Genomic DNA, 19,141 nt, shown 5'->3' with positions numbered 1-19,141 from the left:
ATCCGGAGCCTCCGCGGCACCGTCCGCACCATCCGCACCGGCCGCGTCATCCGCACCGGCCGCGCCCGCCGGCGCATCCGCCGGGGCGTCCGCCCCCGCGACCCACGCGGCTACCGCTTCACGCAGTCGGGCGTCGCCCGACTGCGAGCCGGATGCCGCGCCCGCCTCCGGATCCGGCACCGAGCGGAAGACCGCAAGCCTCGGATCGCTCGTACCGGGAGCCGTTCCCTCTGACGACTTCCGCTGCTCCGACTTGTCGGGGGACTCGCCCGCCACCGATGCCTCCTGGATACGCCGCGCGGGTTTTCCCGCCTGTCCGAACCATCTACCAGTGTCCTGTGTGGGCGCTTAACCGCTGCACCGGACGAGAACGACATACATCTAGATTCCAGTACAAAACACCCAGGCGCCCTCGACAGACCAATGTGAGAGGGGTCACCCTGTCACTCATCCACGCGGGGAGGCATGGATGGGCAGGAGCCGCAGAACGATTCCGGAAGAGCTTCTACTGCTCGCTCTGGACCCGACCACGGGTACCACAGCGCAGCCGCAGTCGCTCGACCTCGGCCTGGCCGGAGCCCAGCTAGTAGAGCTGGCTCTGGCAGGACGGATAGCCCCGGACGGGGATCGTATCGCCGTGGTGATGGCACGGCCGACAGGAGATCCGACACTGGACTCCGCACTGGAACTGCTGCGCAGGCGCGGCAGCCCGGTCCGGGCAGTCCACTGGATCGGCGGGCCCCGGCTGGGGCTCCGTCAGATTTACCTCGCTCATCTGGAGCGGTGCGGCATGGTGCATGCCGTGGCGGGCCAGATGTGCGGAGTGCTGCCGACGACTCGCTACCAGGCGACGGAGACAGCGATCAGCCGGGATATCAGAGCCCGGCTGGACAGTGCGATCCGCACCGGCGTACCGCCGGACCCGCGGACCGCGGCGCTCGCCGCGCTCGCTCACGCAGTGGGGCTCGGCAAGCACCTCTATCCCGGCAACGAGGGGCGTTCATCCCGCTCCCGCCTCCGGGACCTGATCAGACACGACCCCATGGGCGGTCTCGTGGCACATGCGGTCATGGACGTCCAGAACGGTGCGGCGGCACAGCCGCGCCGTGCAGCACCGGCACCGGGCAATGCCGCGCCGATGCCGTCGCACCACGGGTCCATGGCCCGCGTGGCGGCGCACTGAGAAGTCCTGAGAAGTCGGACGGAGAAGTCCGCCCGAGAAGTCACGAGCACCGCAGTACGAGCACCGCAGTACGAGCACCGCAGTACGAGTACCAGGAAGTACCAGGACCACCGCACCGACGTCCCCAAGACCCGGTTCGGGAGCCGCAATACGAGCGCGCGGGGCCGGCAAGTCGCCGGTCCCGCGCGCTCACTCTCTGGCCATTTCCCAGCGCAGCGCGTCGCATTGATGGCAATCTGCTGAGACGTAAGACCTACCGGCACATTCGCGGTGGGGCTCAGTACGTCAAAGCCGGAGGTGCAGTTCCCGTGGCGTCCAACGTCAATCCCACTGTCAGGCGGCGCCGGCTCGGCCAGGAGCTGCGCAGGCTCCGTGAACTCAAAGGCATGACGGCCGAAGAGGTCGCCGAGCGCCTGCTGGTCTCCCAGTCGAAGATCAGCCGCCTGGAGAACGGCCGCCGCTCCATCAGCCAGCGCGATGTCCGCGACCTCTGCGGGGTGTACGAGGTCGAGGACCACCGGATCGTCGACTCGCTGATGCAGATGGCCAAGGACTCGCGCCAGCAGGGCTGGTGGCACGCCTTCGGCGACATCCCGTACAGCGTCTACATCGGCCTGGAGACCGACGCGGCCAGCCTGCGCGTGTACGACCCGCAGGTCGTCCCGGGACTGCTCCAGACCAGGCAGTACGCCGAGGCCCTGATCGCCGGTGCGCTGCCGGAGACCGCCGTGACCGACATCGAGAAGCGGGTCCAGGTCAGGCTGCGCCGCCAGGAGCGGGTCAGCGCCGACGAGTCCCCGCTGCGGCTCTGGGTCGTCATCGACGAGTCGGCGCTGCGCCGGGTCATCGGGGACAAGCAGCTGATGATCGCCCAGCTGGAACATCTCGTGGAGCTGTCCCAGCTCCCCCATGTCACCGTGCAGGTCCTGCCGTTCGCCGTGGGAGCGCATCCCGGTATCAACGGGCAGTACGCCATTCTGGAATTCCCGGACGCGGCGGATTCCAGCGTGGTCTACATCGAGGGCGTCACCAGCGATCTCTATCTGGAGAAAGCGCACGACGTGCAGAAGTACAGCGTGATGTACGAGCACTTGCGCGCCCAGGCGCTCAACGTGGACCAGACACGGCAGTTCATCATGGATATCGCCAAGGGCTACGCGCGCTGAATGGCCATGTATGTCCGATTCCTGGATTCAGGGTCGGCACGATACACCCCGGCCACCCCGGAGCGTAAGACTGAACCGGCATAAGCCATCCGGTCGAGTGAACGGCCGTCTCGGCCAACGGAGTTCACGAGTAGCGTCGAGCGCGCCATCGACAACGTTGGCGCACACCACTGCTTACCGGAGCGAACATGGCAATTCAGCAGGGCGCGACCGAGACCTGGACCAAGTCTTCGTATTCCACGGGAAATGGTGCATGCGTTGAGGTCAAGTCACCGCTTACTCAGGCCATCGCCGTACGGGACTCAAAAGTCGCCGACGGTCCGTCGATCACCTTTGTTCCCGATTCGTGGAACAGCTTCGTGAGCGAAGTGGGCCAGGGCGCATTCACTCTCGGCTGACCCCCGGTCCCGTGATCACCCCGACCGTGAACAAGAGCCCTCTCGACTGGATCGCCGTCCCGGCCGAGGGGGCTCGGCCCTGACCGGCCGCACGTCCTGACCGGTCGGCTCCGCTGTTCGACGCTCGTCGTCAGCGCAGCTGATCGACGTAGCGGTCGGTCCCCGGCACGGTCGGTATGAACGGCGCCACCAGCTCAACCCGCCCCAGGCCGCGCTCGACCAGGTCCCCGTCGAGCCCGGTGAAGCACCGTTCCCAGACCTCCCTCGGGTCGCTCTCCAGGAACCAGAGCAGCGTGAGCCGGGTGTCCACCCCCTCCACCTGCTTCACATAGGCCATCCGGTCGCTGGGCAGCGGCGTCGGCCGGAAGATCGTCACCATCGCCGCGGGGCCGCCCGCGAGCCGCTTCGGCAGCCGCTTCGTCCGCAGCCATTCCAGCAACTCAGCGCGCTGCTCAGGGCCTTCGGTGTCGATCACCTCGACGACCAGACCGGCGTACGGGTGGTCGAGCGCGTGGAAGTCGCGAGGCCCGGCGGCACCGTCCCGGTAGACCGTCGCCTCGTGGTCCTGGAACGACGTGAAGACATGCGTACGGTCCTGATAGACCCGGCCGTCCCGGTTCAGCCGCTTGTTGATGCCGACGGTCCACTTCATGTGCTCGTCGTAGCGGCCCGCGGTCACCCAGTACGTCGTGATGTAGCAGCCGGCCGTCACCGGCTGGGCGACCGCCGACTTCTCCGGGTAGCGCAGTTCCTGGAGTTCCCTGGTGGCCACCCAGCGGCGGCCCGCGTACATCCAGGGCATCGCCATGGCCCCGGCGTAGAAGTGGTCGTCCTCGTACCACCGGTTGTACGCGTACTCATGGCCCGGGTGCGGCTCCACCAGGGTGATCAGCGCATGGCCCGGCCGCACCCCGTACGGCCCGACCGAGGCCAGCTCGCCGTACACCTCGCTCCCGTTTCCGGCTCCGCTTCCGGCTCCGCTTCCGTTCTGCGACGTCTCGCTCATCCGCGTACCACCCTTCCCTGCCCTCTTCCTTCCGTCCCCGGACGGACCTACTCTGACGCTCCGTCAGAAAAACTGCCAGAGTCCGGAGGGCCCCACCATGGAAAGCCGTCCCGCGGAACCCAGGCCGGCACAATCCCCGTCCGCCGCAGCGCCGGACGCGCCCCTCGCGGGGAAGACCGTCGTCGTGTCCGGGGTCGGGGCCGGGCTCGGTCACCAGGTGGCCGCGGCCGTCGTACGGGACGGGGGCAACGCCGTGCTCGGCGCGCGCACCGAGGCGAATCTGGTGAAGTCCGCCGCGGAGATCGACCCGGAGGGCGCCAGGACCGCGCATCTGTCCACGGACATCGGCGACGAGTCGCAGTGCGACGCGCTCGCCGCGCTGGCCGTCGAGCGGTTCGGCGGGATCGACGCGGTGGTCCATGTCGCCGCCTGGGACAGCTACTTCGGCGGGCTCCAGGACGCCGACTTCGACACCTGGCAGGGCGTCATCGACGTCAACCTGCTCGGTACGCTGCGGATGACGCGGGCCTGCCTGCCCGGGCTCAAGGAGCGCGGCGGAGCGGTCGTCATCGTCGGGACGCAGTCATCGGTGGCCGCACCGTCCGAGGTGCACCAGGCGGCGTACGCGGCGTCGAAGGGCGCGCTCACCTCGGCCATGTACTCCATGGCGCGCGAACTGGGGCCGCACCGGATCCGGGTGAACACCGTGCTGCCCGGCTGGATGTGGGGGCCGCCGGTGCAGGCGTTCGTCCAGTTCACCGCGCACACCGAGGGCATCCCCGAGGCGGAGGTGCTCAGCCGGCTGACCGGCCGTATGGCGCTGCCCGAGCTGGCCACGGACGGCGATGTCGCGGACGCCGCGATCTTTCTGGCCTCCGACCGCGCGCGGGCCATCACCGGCCAGTCCCTGCTGGTCAACGCCGGTGAACTGATGCGCTGACCAGTGAACTGCCGCGCCGGACAGACGCGCTGAACCGTTCAGTTGCCCCTCCTCTTCTCGACCGCACGGGACCCGCATCCCGTGCGGTCCTGCTGTTCTGCCTCCATATGACCGCCGCTGGCGAAGTGCCCGCTCATCGTGTGGCCCGCGTCACTCCGGGAGCAACGGGTCCGAAGGTCAAGACGACGTAAAATCGTTCTGCTTACTGATCTGCGTTCATATTTGTGATCGCGCAACCCTTGACCGGCCCTTGGCACAGAGGGTTCAATCCGTGAAGTCCCCGGTCCCGCACGGGGGCACCGCCCGATCGACGTACTGGCGAAGCGTTTCCCGTTCATCGAGGTTCCATCGCGGTTCATCGAGATGAACTCAGTACAGGCGGACCCCTGGAGGGGGCACATGAACAGTCTCGACTGGACCGTGCTCATTGGTTACTTCGGCGTGATGATCGCGATCGGCTTCTGGTCCCACAAGCGCGTGGACAACGTGAGCGACTTCTTCACCGCCGGCGGCAGAATGCCGTGGTGGCTGTCCGGCATCTCCCACCACATGTCCGGCTACAGCGCGGTGATGTTCACCGGGTACGCCGGGATCTCGTACCAGTACGGACTCACATCCATGGTCACCTGGTCGCTCCCGATCGCCATCGGCATCGGGATCGGCGCGAAGCTCTTCGCTCCCCGGCTGAACCGGCTGCGGTCCCGGCTCCACGTCGCCTCACCGCTCGAATACCTGAAGGACCGCTACAACATCCAGACCCAGCAGGCCCTCGCCTGGTCCGGGCTGCTGCTGAAGATCGTGGACGTCGGCGCCAAGTGGGCGGCCATCTCCACCCTGCTCGCCGTCTTCACCGGCATCACCATCACCCAGGGCATCTTCATCACCGGTGTGATCACGGCCATCTACTGCACGGTCGGCGGGCTGTGGGCCGACGCGCTCACCGAGCTGGGGCAGTTCATCATCCAGCTGGTCGCCGGGGTGGCGATGCTGGTCGCCGCCATGGGCAAGCTCGGCGGGTTCAGCGCCCTGTGGACGATCTGGGACAAGCTCCCCAGCGGCCACGCGGACCCGACGGCCGGCCCGTACACGATGACCTTCCTGCTGGCGTATCTCTTCATCAAGACCTTCGAGTACAACGGCGGCATGTGGAACCAGGCCCAGCGCTACATGGCCACCGACTCCCCACGCTCCGCGACCCGTTCGGCCACGCTGTCCGCCGTCCTCTGGCTGGTCTGGCCCGCCGTCCTCTTCTTCCCCATGTGGTGCGCGCCGCTGCTGGTGCACGCGCAGAAGCCGGACGCGTCGGACGCGTACGCGCTGATGTCCGAGTCGCTGCTGCCGCACGGGCTGCTCGGACTTGTCGTCGTCGGCTTCTTCTCGCACACGATGGCCATGTGCTCGTCGGACGCGAACGCCATCTCGGCCGTCTTCACCCGCGACATCGCCCCGGCGATGTCGAAGTCGGCCCGCGAGTGGAGCAGCCGCGCCGGGCTGCTGGCCGCGCGAGTCTCGACGCTCGGCTTCCTCGCCCTGTCGATGGCGCTGGCGACCCAGATCAACTCGCCGACGTTCAAGGACATCATCTCGGTCGTCATCAAGTGGGTGGCCGGCCTGATGGGCCCGATCGCGATCCCGTTCATGCTGGGCCTGCTGCGCTCGTTCCGTAAGTCCGGACCGACGGCGGCGCTGGTCAGCTGGGCGGCGGGGCTGCTCGCGTTCTACTTCACCAACTACCACCTGGACGGCTCGGCCAACGCGGATGTCGCCCTGGAGTGGCAGGTCTCGCTGCCGCTCGCGGTCTCGCTGGTGCTGTACGTCCTGATCGGCTTCGTCAAGCCGGAGGACACACCGGAGCGCGACGCGATCATCGCGAAGGTCAACCTGGACGGCGACGGCCCGGCCGGGGCTGCGGCCGCTGCGGTGCCCGCGCAGGGCGGTGCGACGCCCGACGCCAAGGCGGTGCGGCGCGAGGGCGCGGACGACTGAGGCGGGGACGACTGGGGCGGGGAGGGCTGAGGCAGGGACGACTGAGGCGCGGACGACTGGGGCAGGGACGACTGAGGCAGGGACGACTGAGGCGCGGACGACTGGGGCAGGGACGGCTGAGGCGCTGCCGACACAGGGGCGCGGAGGCGCGGGGCCCGTGCGGCAGGAGGCGCGACGGGCGGGCCCCCGCACGGTCTTCGGCCTGTTCAGCTCCTCGGGTAGCGGGTCAGCCACGCCGGGGTGGTGAGGGCCGGGCTGTGCAGCGCCGGGCCCTGCGTCATCTCCATCGAGAAGTCGTCGGCCAGTTGCAGCACCGTCCCGCGCCCCTCCAGCTCCGCGAGCCAGCCCGGCGGCAGCGCGGTCTCGCCGTGCAGGGTGCCCAGCAGACTGCCGCAGATGGCACCGGTGGCCTGGGACGGGCCGCTGTGGTTCACGGCGAGGCGCAGCCCGTGGCGTACGTCCTCGCCGACGAGCGCGCAGTACACCCCGATCGCCAGGGCGTCCTCGGCCAGTTCGCCGTCGCCCAGCGACTCGACGCGCGTCGGGCTCGGCATTCCCTGGCGTACGGCACCGAGCGCGTGCTGCAGCGCGTCGGTGACCGGCTGGTGGCCGGGGCGCGGAGTCAGCTGCCCCAGCGCGTGCTGCACCGCAGCGTCCAGGCTCTCGCCGCGCGCGAGCCCGTGCACGATGACGGCGTGCGCCCCTGCGCTGAGGTAGCCGGTGGGGTGGCCATGGGTCTGCGCGGCGCACTCGACGGCGAGTTGGAAGACAAGACCCGGCTCCCAGCCGACGAGCAGCCCGAAGGGCGCGGACCGGCTGACGGCCGACGCGTCGCGCGCCTCGGGGTTACGGGGTTTGTCCAGGGTGCCCATCACGTCGTCGCCGAACCCGGCCAGACAGCTGCGTGCGGGGTCGCGGCGGGTGTACAGCCACTCCTCGCAGGCGAGCCAGCCGTTGTCCGTACGGCGTTCGTCGGGGCCCCAGTCGCGCTGGGTCGCCGCCCAGCGCAGATGGGCCCGGTACACATCGGTGGGCGGATGCCAGGCGCCCGTGTCCCGCCGGACCTGGGCCCGTATCAGTCCGTCGACGGTGAAGAGGGAGAGCTGGGTCGCGGCCGTGACGGCCCCGCGCCTGCCGTACACGGCGACGAGGTCGGTGAGCCCTCCGGCGCCGTGCGCCTCCCGTATCGCGTCGAGCCCCTGCCCCGCGACACCCGCCCCGAGCGCATCGCCGAGGGCGCCGCCCAGCAGACAGCCGCGCACCCGGCTGCGGAAGTCCTGCTGCTCGACGCGGCCCCAGAGGGGAGTGGTTGATGCGCTCATGGCGGAGCACTCTAATCGACCGGGATCAGCGGCTTAAGAGCGCGATCCACGGGCGATGTGAAGCGGATCACACCGGCCGGCTGTCACGGTTCCCCGGTGCGGAGTGTCTCGATGGACACCCGACGAGAGGAGCAGCACATGCACCCGGACACGCACCCGGTGAACCGTCGCGGGCTCGCGGCGGAGAGGAAGACGCGGGCACTGGCGGACCGTGATGACTGAGGACGCCTTCACCGAGCACCGGCCGCTGCTGTTCACCATCGCGTACGAGATGCTGGGCAGCGCCGCCGACGCCGAGGACGTCCTGCAGGAGAGCTATCTGCGGTGGAGCGCGGTCGGCCCGGCCACGGTCCGGCACCCGCGCGCCTATCTGGTCCGCACGGTGACCCGGCAGGCCCTCAACCATCTGCGGGCGGTTCGGGCACGGCGCGAGGAGTACGTCGGCAGCTGGCTGCCCGAGCCGATCCGTACCGCACCCGAGGTGAGCGAGGACGTGATCCTGGCCGAGTCGGTGTCGATGGCCATGATGCTCGTCCTGGAGACCCTCAACCCCACCGAGCGCGCGGTGTTCGTGCTGCACGACGTATTCGGCTACACCCACGGCGAGATCGCCGCCTCCATCGGCAGGCCCGAGGCGACCGTCCGGCAGATCGCCCACCGCGCGCGGCAGCACGTCCACGCGCGGCGCCGCCGCTCCGAGCCCGACTCCGAGGCCGGCCGGGAGGTCGTCCAGAGCTTCCTGCACGCGGCGGCGACCGGTGAAGTCCAGGCGCTGATGGACCTGTTGGCGCCCGACGTGGTGGAGATCTCCGACGGCGGCGGGAAGGCCGCCGCCGCGCACCGCCCGATCACCGGCAGCACCCAGGTCGCCCGGTTCGTCCTCGGCGTCCTGCGCACCGTCACCGCCGCGACCCGCGTCGAGCACGCCACGTACAACGGCATGCCAGCGGTGCGCTATGTCACCGGCGGCGAGCTGGACTGGCTGGTCGCGTTCGAGATCCGCGACGGCCTGATCACCGGTCTGTACGGTATCCGCAATCCCGACAAACTGCACCGCGCCGAGGCGGTGCTCCCGCTCGACAGAGGAGGCCACCAGCCGTGGAAACCATGACAGTTGAACGGGTCATCGACGCTCCGGCCGAGGACGTGTTCGCCTGGCTCACCACGACCACCCACTACACACGCTCGCCCCTGATCCTGCGCTGCCGCCTGGCCAGGCCCGGCGAGTCCGCGCCCTACGGGGTCGGCGCGGTGCGCATCCACCTGTGGCTGATCGGCTGGTTCCGGGAGCGCATCACCCAGTACGACCCGCCGTACAGCACCGAGTACGTGGTCGAGCGCAGCCTGCCACCGGCCCGGCACGAACTCGGCCGTATGACGTTCACCGAGACCGACGGCGGCACCCTGGTGCGCTGGACGACCCGGGCCGAGATCCCCGTACCGCTGCTCGGCACCTTCCTGACCCGGCACCTGGCACGGCCGGTGATCACCCGCACTTTCGGCAACATCCTCGCCACGGCCGACAAGGCCCTGACCCGTCGCCCCAGGCGGCCGTTCCCGCATCACGCTTGCTGAGATTTTGACCGCGTATCTGAGTTTTTTACCGCGTATCTGAGTTTTGGGTTAACACCCGAATCCAGCGCTGCTCGCCGGGCAGGGGGTCGCCGTGGACAGTACCCGGACGACCCCGACGACAGGGCTTCCCAGCAGAACCGGCCACCGGTGCCCGGAGACCGGCGACCGGCCGCCGCGTGCCACGGCAGGTCTCTCCCCCGGGCCCTCCCGTGCAGGCGCCCATGATCCGCCCGAACCGGCCGGACGCGGGTTTCCCTCCGCACTGCGGACCGGTGGACGGCTGCCGGCCGTGGACGGCCTGCGGACCCTGGCCGTCGTCCTGGTCATGGTCTACCACCAGGCCCCGCAGTGGGTGCCGGGCGGCTCCCTCGGGGTGGACGTCTTCTTCACGATCAGTGGGTTCGTCATCACCCGGCTGCTGCTCGCCGAATTCGCCCGTACCGGCCAGGTCGCCATGGGGGCGTTCTACTGGCGGAGATGGCTCCGGCTCGTACCGGCGCTCCTGGCCCTCTGCCTGTTCTGCACCGTGCTGGCCCTCACCACTCAACTCCCCGGTTTCGACGGGGCCTGGGCCTCCATCGCGCTGTCCGCCACCTTCCTCGTCAACATCGTCCGAGCGGCGCAGCCGGACCTCTACTCCAGCGTGACGTCCCTCCTGGGCCATGCCTGGTCCCTCGGGGTGGAGGAGCAGTTCTACCTCTTCTGGCCGCCGCTGCTGGTGCTGCTCCTGCGCCGTACCCGGGCACGGACCGTGCTCCTCTGGACGGCGGTGCTCTGTCTGCTGCCGGCCCTCTGGCGCTTCGTGCTGTGGAGCCCGAGCGCGGCGCACCGTATCTACAACGGCACCGACACCCGGGCCGATCAGCTGCTGGCCGGGGCACTGCTCGCCCTGGTCGTCGCCCGGCTGCACGCCGACGACCACCGGCTGGCCGCGCTCAGGCGCTGGTCGGGACGGCTGGCCTGGCCCGCGCTGGCCGTCCTCGCCCTGATCGCCTGGCGCGTACCGCTGACGGGCGAGAACGACTGGAACGCCTGCTGGTACACGGTCGGATTCCTGCTGACGGCGGTCCTGTCGGCCGTGGTGGTGGCCTCGCTCGAACTCAGGCCGGGCGCCTCACTGGCCCGGCTCCTCTCCCTCGCGCCCCTGGCCTGGACCGGGCGCAACCTCAGCTACGGCCTCTACCTGTGGCACTACCCGCTGGGCCGGCTGCTCTCCGACCTGGGGGTTGAATCCGGCCTGCTGGCCGCCACGCTCACGGTCAGCTTCGCGGCGGCCGTCGCCTCCCACTACGCGATCGAAAAACCTCTGGCCCGGCACGCGAGACGCTTCCGCACCCGCACGGCCCCGGCGCCCGTCACGCCGTGAGCCCTTCCGGGCGGACGACGGCGTCACCAGTCGTCCCCGCAGCCGCCGTCCCCACCGTCACCGCCCTCGATCCGCCCGCCCCTGCTGTACGCGACACGGAGCACGTCCCCGAGCGACTCGGTGGCCCGGGTGAGCGCGAACCGTACGGCCCGCTCCCCCGCCGCCTGATCGGCCAGCACCGCCCGCGAACCGGCCAGCACCGCCTCCGCCGAGTCCATCTGCTGATCCTCCAGATCGTCGGCCAGCCGCGAGAGCAGACTGCGCGGGTTGTCCGTGCTGAGGTAACACGGCTTGCCCTCGGGGGAGGTCCAGGGCAGCAGCCGGAGCAGGGAATCGGGCATGGTCGGCGCCTCACAGGGGAATCGGGAGTTCGGTTCTTGGCTGACGAGCGGTGATTACCGTTCGTGTCCCGATGATTACGTCCTGGCCCTAGGCTCGGAAAGAGCGGCGCGATTGCCTTCGCGCACGGCAACAGGAGGGGCTGGATGTCCGAACTCGCCGAAGCGGAAGAGGAGTCGGGGCGCGCGGCACTGGGACGCGCGCTGCGGTACCTGCGCGAGAAGGCCGGCAAATCGCTCAGCGAACTGGCGGCCGAGACACGGTACGACAAGAGCTACCTGTACCGGCTTGAGGTGAGCCAACGGCTGTCCAAGCTCGCGGTGATGGAGGACCTGGACCGGCATTACGGGACCGGGGGGCTGCTGGTGCAGCTGTGGAAGGTGGCGCGGAGGGAGGTGTTCAAGGACAAGTACAAGGAGTTCATGCGGCTGGAACAGGCTGCCCGGATCATGCATGTGTTCACCCTCGGGATTCCGGGCCTGCTACAGACCGAGGACGTGGCCCGCGCGCTGTTGTCCGGCGGCCAGGAAACAGAAACCGAAGCAGAACAGGTGGAGGAGCAGGTCATAGCACGCCTCGGGCGGCAGCAACTGCTCCACCGCAACCCGGCGCCTTCGGTGCGGATCATCATGGACGAGTACGCACTCCGACGGCCGGTGACGGATGCCAAGGCGTGGGCCGAGCAGTTGGCCCATCTCATCGCTATGGCCGAACTCCCATCAGTCGTGATCCAGGTCCTCCCCTTCTCAACAGGTGCCCACCATTTGATGGCTGGCCCGCTCTCCCTCCTGTGGCAGGCCGACGGGAGCGCCATTGCCTTCACGGAAGGCAACGATTGCGGCGAGTTGGTCGAGGATCAGGCCGCGGTCACCCGGTACCGCCTGTCCTACGATCGGCTCCGAGACGTGTCGTTGTCCCCGGCGGACAGCATCGCGTTCATCAGAGGCATCCTGAAGGAGTACAGACCATGAGCCGTATCCTCGACCTCAGCAGCGCGGAATGGCGCAAGTCGAGCTTCAGCGACGGTGGCCCCAACAACTGCGTCGAAGTCGCAGATAACTTCCCGGGGTGCATCCCCGTACGCGACAGCAAGACCGCCCCCACCGGCCCCGCGCTGGTCTTTCCCGGATCGGCCTGGACCAGCTTCATCCAGGCCGTACGGAAGGAGACACCGTGACCGACCTGTCAACCGCTCACTGGCGCAAGTCGAGCTACAGCGACGGGGGAGCAAACAACTGCGTCGAAGTCGCTCCCGACTTCCCGGGCGTCATCCCCGTACGCGACAGCAAGACGGCCCCGATCGGCCCCGCACTCGTCTTCCCCGCCACCGCCTGGGCCGCCTTCGTGGGGTTCGCCGCCGGGCGCTGAGTCCCGCCGGCCACCACACGGCCGCGTTGGGTGGCTGAGGAGCGCGGCCGGGCAGCCGCGGACAACTGCGAACCACCGGCTGCCCGGCCGTGACGCTTGCGCCCGTTGCCGCCTTGTCCCGGGACGATGGCCCTGGGTCTCAGGGCTTGGTCACCGGCGCCTGGAGTTCGGTCACCCAGTCGTCGCGGTTGTCCGGGCACTCCAGGCTGATCTCCCGGGGGTACCCGGCTGACCGGTACCCGTTCTCTTCGATCCAGAAGGCCAGGGCCTGGGCCGTGGGCAGCACGGTGTCCATGGAGCCACGGTGCACGATCGTCGCCGCCTGGTCGACGGGCGGCAGATCGAGCACCCGGAAGGCGCCGTCCTGGAGCGGGGCCGCGACCTGGACGGCGGCGTGGACGGTGATCCTGCCACCGCCCTCCGGGGCATCCTCGTAATAGGCGACACCGGGCCCTGCAGGCGATACCCCGGCCCTGTCCAGGCGCCGGAACAGCTCGTCGTAGAGCGGCCCGATGACCGGGCCGATGTTCTCGGGCTCGAAGCTCGCGGCGGTCGCGTCCAGCTCCGCCACCCGGATCGCCGGGACGCTCTTGAAGACGACATCGTTCGTGGGCATGTGCCCCTCGCTCTCGATCGATCGGAGCCTCGCCTCGACCTGGACCAGCCGCGCCGCTGCGGCGGCCATCGCGACCTCAAGTTCGGCCCGGCGCAGCCGCAGCATGGCGCGCAGTTCGTCGGTCGTGACCTTCTCGTCCAGGATCTGCTGAACCTGTTGGAGGGTCAGGCCGAGCTCTTTCAGCGCGATGACACGGTTGAGGCGGGCCAGCTGGGCAGCCGAGTAGTACCGGTAGCCGGTGGCTGGGTCGACGTGGGCCGGGCGCAGCAGTCCGGTGGCGTCGTAGTGACGCAGCATGCGGACCGATACGCGGCCGTGCCGGGCGAAGTCTCCGATGGTGAACATGATGTCTCCGAGTCCAGCGCCTGACACGGTGTGAGGGTCAACAGGCCGCCTTCCGGTAACCGTTCTTCGGCAGGCGTCCGCCCGGCCGGGCCCGTTCTCCGTCCGCCACGTCGCCTCGCACCACGAGGACCGTGACGACCGGCGGCCCGGACGTCACGCGACCCACCGGACAGGCCATAGTGCCGCATCAGGCAACGTTCGCCTCGTCATGGTCGGCCGGCCGGCAGCGGTCGGCGGTACGCCTTGTTCGCCCGGGCACCGTCGGCCGCCGCAGCCCGCCCGCTGTAGCAGGAGGTTGTGGCGCGAGTCACAGGAACGGGCGCAAGGTCGCGGAGAGATACCGAGTGTGAGGGAACCACCAGAATCAAAGGCCCCGGAGAACCCCCAGGGCACCGAAGGCACCATAGGCACCAAGGACACAGAGACCGCAGAGGCCGCGGAGGCCGCGGAGGCCGCGGAGGCCGCGGAGAACGAGATGCGCCGGCGCCTGCACGCGGGGGACCGCGACGCCTTCGCCGAGCTGTACGAGAGCTGCGCCCAGGCCGTCTACCGTCACGCGCTGCGGCTGACAGGTGACTGGTCGACCGCCGAGGACGTCATGGCGGACACCTTCCTGGCCGCCTGGCAGGGCAGAGAGCGGTTGGAGGAGGGCAGGGGCTCCGCGCTGCCCTGGCTCCTCGGCATCGCCACGCACAAGTGTGAGAACACCCGGCGGGGGCTGCTGCGGCGGCTGGTCTTCCTGGCCCGTCAGCCACCGCCCGCCGACGTCGCGGACTTCTCGGCGGAGGCAGCGTCCCGGCTGGACGACCGGAGCCGTCTGCGCGCCGTCTCCGCGGCCCTCGGTCAACTGCGCAGCCAGGAAAGGGAAGTGCTCTCCCTGTGCGTGTGGTCCGGACTGGACTACGAGCAGACCGCCGAGGCGCTCGGCGTCCCGGTGGGCACGGTGCGCTCCCGCCTCTCACGCGCCCGCAGAAGACTCGCCCGGATCGCGGAACAGACAGAACGCGCGGAACGCCCGCGGAGAAACCCGGAACCCGCGAGAGCCCGCGGAGAGGTAAGTCATACAGCCGCAATCGCGGCCCAGCCCGTGCGGGAGGAAACCCCATGAACCGCGAAGACGCCGCCTCTCCTGAGAACAGGGACGACGACGAAGCCCGGCACCTGGCCCGGCTGCTTCCCCCTCCGGTGACCGAGAACCTGTCGCCCGAGCGATTCCGTCACCAGAAGGAACTCCTGATGAACCACATCGACGCCGACACCCGTCGTGACAGTCCGGTCCAGCCCACCACCCGCCCCACCGGCCGGCTCCTGCGCCCCGCCCTTCTCGTCCCCGTATCGGCGCTGGCACTGGCCGGAATCCTCGCGGGCGGTCTCGCCCTCCGTACGGACAACGAGAACCGGCCGACGACGGCGACGGCCGCCCAGGGCACCGACGGCCTTCTCCACCACCTCTCGACCGTGGCCCTCACGCGTGAGGAGCCCGTCGTACGGAACGACCAGTTCCTCTACACCCGTTCCATGGTTCGGGAGGCCGACATCAGCAGCGGCAAGGCCGTACTGAGCCCGCTGACCGAGACGGAGGGCTGGGCGCCGCAGGACCCGCGCCCCCTCAAGAAGACCGGGCTGACCCGGGTCAATGGCAAGGACGAGGTCAGTAACGCCGAGCTCGGGGACGACCATGGCACCCCCGCCGGACTGTCCCGCCCCACCTACCACTGGCTCGCCTCGCTGCCCACCGACCCGGACGAACTCCTCGCCTATCTCCGTGCTCACGTCCGGAAGGACGCCGAGCAGGAAACCGACCAGATCGTCTTCGAGCAGATCGGCGTCCTGCTCGGCGGGGTGCTGCCGCCGAAGACAGCCGCGGCCCTCTACCGTGCGGCGGCGAAGATCCCGGGCGTCAAGGAGGCACCGGACGCCAAGGACGCCATAGGCCGCACGGGCCTCGGCATCGCCCGCGAGGACACCAAGTACGGCAACCGCACCGAATGGGTTTTCGACAAGGACGACTACTCCTTCCTCGGCTCCCGCGAGTACCGGACCAAGGACGCCCCGTACGCGAAGGCCGGGACCCTCCTCTCCAGCACCGCCGAGATCGAGCACGCCGTCGTCGACAAGGCCGGGCAGGTCCCGGGCAAGGCAGCCGATTCCACCGGGAAGCGGCAGGCCGGCTGATCACTCCGCGCGTCTCCGGAGATGCGCGTATGCGCGTGGAACGTTCCGCAGCCGGGCCGCCGGTGCTGCTCGGGCGGCAGACCGGGACCGGTGTGACGCCCGCCGCTCGTCGAGTGATCTCTCCTCGGCTCAGGGCCGACGGTCCGCGACGTGTTGGGCGATGAGCGCGATCACCGCGTCGAGGCCGGCTTCAAGCGCGGCCGAGCTCCGCTGGGCCTGGCCGAGGAGCAGGCCGCCCTGGAGCGCCGCGAGCAGCGCGAGGGCGAGGGAGTCCGGATCGGCCTCCGGCCGTAGGGCGCCGCGCTCGGCCATGCGCGCCAGCCCGTCCCTGATCGCGTCGGACCAGCGGGAGAAGCTCGCGGCCAGCGCCGTGCGCGCGTCAGCGTCTTGTCCGGCCAGTTCACTCGCCAGCGAACCGAGCGGACAGCCGCCGGCCCAGTGCATCGAGCGCTGAACACCGACGACCATGTCGCGCCAGGCGCGCAGGGCCTCGACGCTGTCGAGCCGCGCGAGCAGCTGCTCCTGGCCGCCGACGACCGCCTCGGTCTGGTACTCGATGACCGCGCTGGTCAACGCCTGCTTATTGGCGAAGTAGTGGTAGATCTGCGAGGAACTGACCCCGGCCGCGTCCCGGATCGCGGGCGTGCTCGTTCCGGCCACGCCCTGGTCGAACATCAGCTGCGCGGCCGCCCGCACGATGCGCTCGCGCGTGGCCTGGCCCTTGGTGGTGGGCGGCGGCGCGAGGTGCGGACCCTCGAAGGACGACATGCCCTCAGAGTACTCATTCTGGATTTGACTATCCAATCATGGGCGAGCAGAGTGGATTCAGCGATCCATTCTTCGAGGTGGGAGTTCCGCAGTGAACAAGGACACGACGATTGCCGACCAGTCCGCCGAAGTGGGCCGTCAGGCCGGCGAACGGCTCCCGGGCGAGGTCACCGCCGCCTTCGAGGCGGAACTGGCCCGACTCGTGGCGGCCGGCGTCCCAGCAGGCGTCGCCGTGCCGGGCGCGAAGATGCCCGACGGCGACCTGCTCGACATGCACGGCTCCCCCACCACGCTTGCCGCGGCGCTCGCCGGTCGCCCGGCGGTGGTCGTCTTCTACCGTGGCGCGTGGTGCCCCTACTGCAACGTCGCCCTGCACGCGTATCAGAACGCGCTGGTCGACGAACTCGACGCCCGGGGCGTCGCCCTGGTCGCCGTCAGCCCGCAGAAGCCCGACGCGTCGCTCTCGCTCGCCGAGAAGCAGGCGCTGACCTACGCGGTCGTCTCGGACCCGGGCAACCAGATCGCCAGGCAGCTCGGGATCGTGTTCACGCTCGGCCGTGGAGCCCGTGAGGCCCAGGCGAAGCTCGGCCTCGACCTCGCGGCGGTCAACGCGGACGGCACCGCCGAACTTCCGCTGGCCACCACCGTGCTCGTCGACACGGACGGCACGATCCGCTGGATCGACGTGCATCCCGACTACACCACCCGCTCCGAGCCGGCCGAGATTCTCCAGGCCGTCGCCGCGCTGTAGCAGCAGATCCCTGCTTGCGGCTCGTCCACCACGGCCCACCGTGGAGCGCATGACGGCGGCGGCCCAAGAGGGCGCCCGGGTCCGGCTCCGACGTGTGAACGCGCACGCGGGGTCGCGCCCGCGGGTCGCGCCCGCTCCTCCGGCGGGGAGCAGCCGGAGGCGCGGACCGCGCACAGCCAGTTGGTACGGCTCACACTCCCGCAGCCCCAGCCGGATCGGCGGCATCGCCCGCGCCGGACGGAAAATGCCCAAGCTGTGCCTGATGCATGACCCGCCGCCTGACCACCTTCGTGGGGCTCAGCCCGCCGCGGCCCCGAACCACTTCGGCAGTCGGCCGGTCAGCTCCCGCTGGTCGTCGCCGGCCCAGGCCACATGGCCGTCAGGACGCAGCAGCACCGCGGGCGCGTCCAATTCCTCGCTGACGTCGGTGACATGGTCCACCCGGTCCGCCCAGCCCGCCACCGAGAGGCGGCCGGTCTGGTCGAGCAGCAGGCCGCGGCCCGCGTGCATCAGGCCGTACAGGTGGCCGCGCTTCAGCTGTACGTCGCGCAGGCGCCGGCCGAGCAGTTCATGGCCCTCGCCGAAGTCGTAGCGGATCGCGGTCGCGGTGATCTTCTCGACCAGGTACCGGTTCACGTCCTCGAAGTCGGCCAGCTCCGCCACCAGCCGCCGCACCGCACGCGCGCCCGGTTCGGTGGACATCAGCTCCATCTGCGCCCGGGTGCTGTCCAGTACGTCGGCGGCCACCGGCTGGCGTTCGGTCTGGTAGCTGTCCAGCAGCCCTTCCGGGGCCCAGCCCGCGATCTCGGCGGCCAGTTTCCAGCCGAGGTTGAACGCGTCCTGGATGCCGAGGTTGAGCCCCTGCCCGCCGGTCGGCGGGTGGATGTGTGCCGCGTCCCCGGCCAGCAGTACCCGTCCGGACCGGTAGCGCTCGGCCAGCCGGGTGGCGTCGCCGAAGCGGGAGAGCCAGCGCGGCGAGTGGACACCGAAGTCGGTACCGGCGACCCGTCGCAGCTGCTGCTTGAACTCGTCGAGCGTGGGCGGGACCGTGCGGTCGTCCGACACCCCTTCGGCAGGCACGACGACGCGGTACGTCCCGTCCCCGGTGGGCCCGAGGCCGAACCGCAGCTGGGTCTTGCGGATTTCGGTCACCACGCTGGTCACCGTCTCCGGCGAAGCGGTCACCTCCATCTGGCCCAGCAGCGTCTCCACCCTGCTGGGTTCGCCGGGGAAGCCGATGCCGAGCAGTTTGCGCACCGTGCTCCGGCCGCCGTCGCAGCCCACCAGATAGCGCGAGCGCAGCACCGTCCGGTCGTCCAGCTCGACGCTCACACCGTCCTCGGACTGGCTCAGCCCGACCACCGCGCAGCCGCGCCGGATCTCGGCGCCCAGCTCGGTGGCGTGCTCGGACAGCAGGCGGTCGGTGAGGGGCTGCGGAATGCCGAGGACATACCCGTGCGCGGTGTCGAGCCGCTCGGGTGCCGGCTTGCTGAGGGCGGCGAAGAAGCCGCCGAGCGGATACTTCCTGCCTTCGGCGAGGAACCGCTCCAGCAGGCCGCGCTGGTCCATCACCTCGATGCTGCGCGCGTGCAGGCCGAGCGCGCGGACGTACGCGGGCGGCGCCGGTTCCTTCTCCAGCACGAGCACCTGTACGCCGTGCAGCCGCAGCTCGGCTGCCAGCATCATGCCGGTCGGTCCACCACCGGCAATGATCACGTCGATCATCACAAACCCCAATTCGCCCACGTCGATTTCCACGAAGCCGACTCCCGGGTTCTGACTTCGAGCGGTGATTCTGCGCCATGACCAGGGCCTTGCCGCAAGCCCCCCAGTGCGC

20 protein-coding genes and 1 pseudogene are annotated in these 19,141 nt (G+C 69.8%); 14 read left to right on the top strand and 7 right to left on the bottom strand.

What is annotated here, in order from left to right:
* A pseudogene (locus tag G3I19_RS36885) lies at positions 1–276 on the bottom strand (D-alanyl-D-alanine carboxypeptidase); the annotation flags it as partial.
* A 193-nt stretch (positions 277–469) separates the two neighbouring features.
* Between G3I19_RS36885 and G3I19_RS14205 the strand changes: the two are divergent.
* The 3 genes from G3I19_RS14205 to G3I19_RS14195 all read left to right on the top strand — a co-directional run bounded on the left by G3I19_RS14205 (position 470) and on the right by G3I19_RS14195 (position 2,747).
* Positions 470–1,183 (top strand): GPP34 family phosphoprotein, encoded by a 714-nt coding sequence (locus tag G3I19_RS14205; RefSeq protein ID WP_164263855.1) that lies wholly within the window; start codon positions 470–472, stop codon positions 1,181–1,183.
* A gap of 308 nt (positions 1,184–1,491) precedes the next feature.
* On the top strand, positions 1,492–2,349 hold the full coding sequence (locus G3I19_RS14200) for a helix-turn-helix transcriptional regulator (RefSeq protein WP_164263853.1): 858 nt from the start codon (positions 1,492–1,494) through the stop codon (positions 2,347–2,349).
* Positions 2,350–2,537: 188 nt separating this feature from the next.
* Positions 2,538–2,747, top strand: a complete 210-nt coding sequence (locus G3I19_RS14195) for a DUF397 domain-containing protein (protein ID WP_164263852.1) — start codon at positions 2,538–2,540, stop codon at positions 2,745–2,747.
* 130 nt (positions 2,748–2,877) lie between these two features.
* Here the strand turns inward: G3I19_RS14195 and G3I19_RS14190 are convergent, their stop codons facing one another.
* Complete coding sequence (locus G3I19_RS14190; RefSeq protein WP_164263850.1) at positions 2,878–3,753, bottom strand: hypothetical protein; 876 nt, start codon at positions 3,751–3,753, stop codon at positions 2,878–2,880.
* A 97-nt stretch (positions 3,754–3,850) separates the two neighbouring features.
* Between G3I19_RS14190 and G3I19_RS14185 the strand changes: the two genes are divergently transcribed.
* Positions 3,851–4,693, top strand: a complete 843-nt coding sequence (locus G3I19_RS14185; protein ID WP_164263848.1) for an SDR family oxidoreductase — start codon at positions 3,851–3,853, stop codon at positions 4,691–4,693.
* A gap of 399 nt (positions 4,694–5,092) precedes the next feature.
* Positions 5,093–6,679: a sodium:solute symporter family protein gene (locus G3I19_RS14180; RefSeq protein ID WP_164263846.1), complete on the top strand. Its 1,587-nt coding sequence runs from the start codon at positions 5,093–5,095 to the stop codon at positions 6,677–6,679.
* Positions 6,680–6,885: 206 nt separating this feature from the next.
* On the opposite strand, the gene G3I19_RS14175 is transcribed toward G3I19_RS14180, so the two are convergent.
* Positions 6,886–8,001, bottom strand: a complete 1,116-nt coding sequence (locus G3I19_RS14175; protein ID WP_164263844.1) for an ADP-ribosylglycohydrolase family protein — start codon at positions 7,999–8,001, stop codon at positions 6,886–6,888.
* Between the two features lie 214 nt (positions 8,002–8,215).
* Here G3I19_RS14175 and G3I19_RS14170 point away from each other — a divergent pair, with 214 nt between their 5' ends.
* From G3I19_RS14170 to G3I19_RS14160, 3 genes are all read left to right on the top strand, one after another.
* Positions 8,216–9,112, top strand: a complete 897-nt coding sequence (locus G3I19_RS14170) for an RNA polymerase sigma-70 factor (protein WP_164263842.1) — start codon at positions 8,216–8,218, stop codon at positions 9,110–9,112.
* Complete coding sequence (locus G3I19_RS14165) at positions 9,100–9,576, top strand: SRPBCC family protein (RefSeq protein ID WP_164263840.1); 477 nt, start codon at positions 9,100–9,102, stop codon at positions 9,574–9,576. Before G3I19_RS14170 ends, G3I19_RS14165 begins: the two co-directional genes overlap by 13 nt.
* 289 nt (positions 9,577–9,865) lie before the next feature.
* Positions 9,866–10,942 (top strand): acyltransferase, encoded by a 1,077-nt coding sequence (locus G3I19_RS14160; protein ID WP_343235097.1) that lies wholly within the window; start codon positions 9,866–9,868, stop codon positions 10,940–10,942.
* Between the two features lie 23 nt (positions 10,943–10,965).
* On the opposite strand, the gene G3I19_RS14155 is transcribed toward G3I19_RS14160, so the two are convergent.
* Positions 10,966–11,283, bottom strand: a complete 318-nt coding sequence (locus G3I19_RS14155) for a hypothetical protein (RefSeq protein WP_164263838.1) — start codon at positions 11,281–11,283, stop codon at positions 10,966–10,968.
* A 144-nt stretch (positions 11,284–11,427) separates the two neighbouring features.
* Here G3I19_RS14155 and G3I19_RS14150 point away from each other — a divergent pair, with 144 nt between their 5' ends.
* The 3 genes from G3I19_RS14150 to G3I19_RS14140 are packed head-to-tail and all read left to right on the top strand — an operon-like array spanning position 11,428 to position 12,649.
* Positions 11,428–12,252, top strand: coding sequence for a helix-turn-helix transcriptional regulator (locus tag G3I19_RS14150; protein WP_164263836.1), 825 nt, complete (start codon positions 11,428–11,430; stop codon positions 12,250–12,252).
* The gene (locus G3I19_RS14145) at positions 12,249–12,458 is read left to right on the top strand and encodes a DUF397 domain-containing protein (RefSeq protein WP_164263834.1); all 210 of its coding nucleotides are present in this window, start codon (positions 12,249–12,251) and stop codon (positions 12,456–12,458) included. The genes G3I19_RS14150 and G3I19_RS14145 overlap by 4 nt, the downstream gene beginning before the upstream one ends.
* Positions 12,455–12,649 carry a DUF397 domain-containing protein gene (locus G3I19_RS14140; RefSeq protein WP_164263832.1) on the top strand — a complete coding sequence of 65 codons (195 nt, stop codon included), beginning with the start codon at positions 12,455–12,457 and terminating at the stop codon, positions 12,647–12,649. The genes G3I19_RS14145 and G3I19_RS14140 overlap by 4 nt, the downstream gene beginning before the upstream one ends.
* A 139-nt stretch (positions 12,650–12,788) precedes the next feature.
* Here the strand turns inward: G3I19_RS14140 and G3I19_RS14135 are convergent, their stop codons facing one another.
* Positions 12,789–13,610 (bottom strand): MerR family transcriptional regulator, encoded by an 822-nt coding sequence (locus G3I19_RS14135; RefSeq protein ID WP_164263830.1) that lies wholly within the window; start codon positions 13,608–13,610, stop codon positions 12,789–12,791.
* A gap of 475 nt (positions 13,611–14,085) precedes the next feature.
* Between G3I19_RS14135 and G3I19_RS14130 the strand changes: the two genes are divergently transcribed.
* The gene (locus G3I19_RS14130) at positions 14,086–14,718 is read left to right on the top strand and encodes an RNA polymerase sigma factor (protein ID WP_164263862.1); all 633 of its coding nucleotides are present in this window, start codon (positions 14,086–14,088) and stop codon (positions 14,716–14,718) included.
* Positions 14,715–15,785, top strand: a complete 1,071-nt coding sequence (locus tag G3I19_RS14125; RefSeq protein ID WP_164263828.1) for a CU044_5270 family protein — start codon at positions 14,715–14,717, stop codon at positions 15,783–15,785. Before G3I19_RS14130 ends, G3I19_RS14125 begins: the two co-directional genes overlap by 4 nt.
* A 129-nt stretch (positions 15,786–15,914) precedes the next feature.
* Here the strand turns inward: G3I19_RS14125 and G3I19_RS14120 are convergent, their stop codons facing one another.
* Positions 15,915–16,553 (bottom strand): TetR/AcrR family transcriptional regulator, encoded by a 639-nt coding sequence (locus tag G3I19_RS14120; protein WP_164263826.1) that lies wholly within the window; start codon positions 16,551–16,553, stop codon positions 15,915–15,917.
* A 91-nt stretch (positions 16,554–16,644) separates the two neighbouring features.
* Here G3I19_RS14120 and G3I19_RS14115 point away from each other — a divergent pair, with 91 nt between their 5' ends.
* On the top strand, positions 16,645–17,304 hold the full coding sequence (locus G3I19_RS14115) for a redoxin domain-containing protein (RefSeq protein WP_343235096.1): 660 nt from the start codon (positions 16,645–16,647) through the stop codon (positions 17,302–17,304).
* Positions 17,305–17,601: 297 nt separating this feature from the next.
* On the opposite strand, the gene rox is transcribed toward G3I19_RS14115, so the two are convergent.
* The gene (gene rox, locus G3I19_RS14110) at positions 17,602–19,029 is read right to left on the bottom strand and encodes a rifampin monooxygenase (protein WP_164263857.1); all 1,428 of its coding nucleotides are present in this window, start codon (positions 19,027–19,029) and stop codon (positions 17,602–17,604) included.
* Positions 19,030–19,141 lie beyond the last annotated feature (112 nt).

This window comes from Streptomyces sp. SID10853, from assembly GCF_010548145.1.
Lineage (GTDB): Bacteria > Actinomycetota > Actinomycetes > Streptomycetales > Streptomycetaceae > Streptomyces.
The sequence above is the reverse complement of the archived record's forward strand: the minus strand, read 5'-3'. Positions and strand labels throughout refer to the sequence as shown.

Bases quoted from the DNA above. Each gene is read 5' to 3' on its own strand.
- G3I19_RS14205 (WP_164263855.1), top strand. From the start codon at position 470: ATGGGCAGGAGCCGCAGAACGATTCCGGAAGAGCTTCTACTGCTCGCT.
- G3I19_RS14195 (WP_164263852.1), top strand. From the start codon at position 2,538: ATGGCAATTCAGCAGGGCGCGACCGAGACCTGGACCAAGTCTTCGTAT.
- G3I19_RS14190 (WP_164263850.1), bottom strand. From the start codon at position 3,753: ATGAGCGAGACGTCGCAGAACGGAAGCGGAGCCGGAAGCGGAGCCGGA.
- G3I19_RS14185 (WP_164263848.1), top strand. From the start codon at position 3,851: ATGGAAAGCCGTCCCGCGGAACCCAGGCCGGCACAATCCCCGTCCGCC.
- G3I19_RS14180 (WP_164263846.1), top strand. From the start codon at position 5,093: ATGAACAGTCTCGACTGGACCGTGCTCATTGGTTACTTCGGCGTGATG.
- G3I19_RS14175 (WP_164263844.1), bottom strand. From the start codon at position 8,001: ATGAGCGCATCAACCACTCCCCTCTGGGGCCGCGTCGAGCAGCAGGAC.
- G3I19_RS14170 (WP_164263842.1), top strand. From the start codon at position 8,216: ATGACTGAGGACGCCTTCACCGAGCACCGGCCGCTGCTGTTCACCATC.
- G3I19_RS14155 (WP_164263838.1), bottom strand. From the start codon at position 11,283: ATGCCCGATTCCCTGCTCCGGCTGCTGCCCTGGACCTCCCCCGAGGGC.
- G3I19_RS14150 (WP_164263836.1), top strand. From the start codon at position 11,428: ATGTCCGAACTCGCCGAAGCGGAAGAGGAGTCGGGGCGCGCGGCACTG.
- G3I19_RS14145 (WP_164263834.1), top strand. From the start codon at position 12,249: ATGAGCCGTATCCTCGACCTCAGCAGCGCGGAATGGCGCAAGTCGAGC.
- G3I19_RS14135 (WP_164263830.1), bottom strand. From the start codon at position 13,610: ATGTTCACCATCGGAGACTTCGCCCGGCACGGCCGCGTATCGGTCCGC.
- G3I19_RS14130 (WP_164263862.1), top strand. From the start codon at position 14,086: ATGCGCCGGCGCCTGCACGCGGGGGACCGCGACGCCTTCGCCGAGCTG.
- G3I19_RS14125 (WP_164263828.1), top strand. From the start codon at position 14,715: ATGAACCGCGAAGACGCCGCCTCTCCTGAGAACAGGGACGACGACGAA.
- G3I19_RS14120 (WP_164263826.1), bottom strand. From the start codon at position 16,553: ATGTCGTCCTTCGAGGGTCCGCACCTCGCGCCGCCGCCCACCACCAAG.
- rox (WP_164263857.1), bottom strand. From the start codon at position 19,029: ATGATCGACGTGATCATTGCCGGTGGTGGACCGACCGGCATGATGCTG.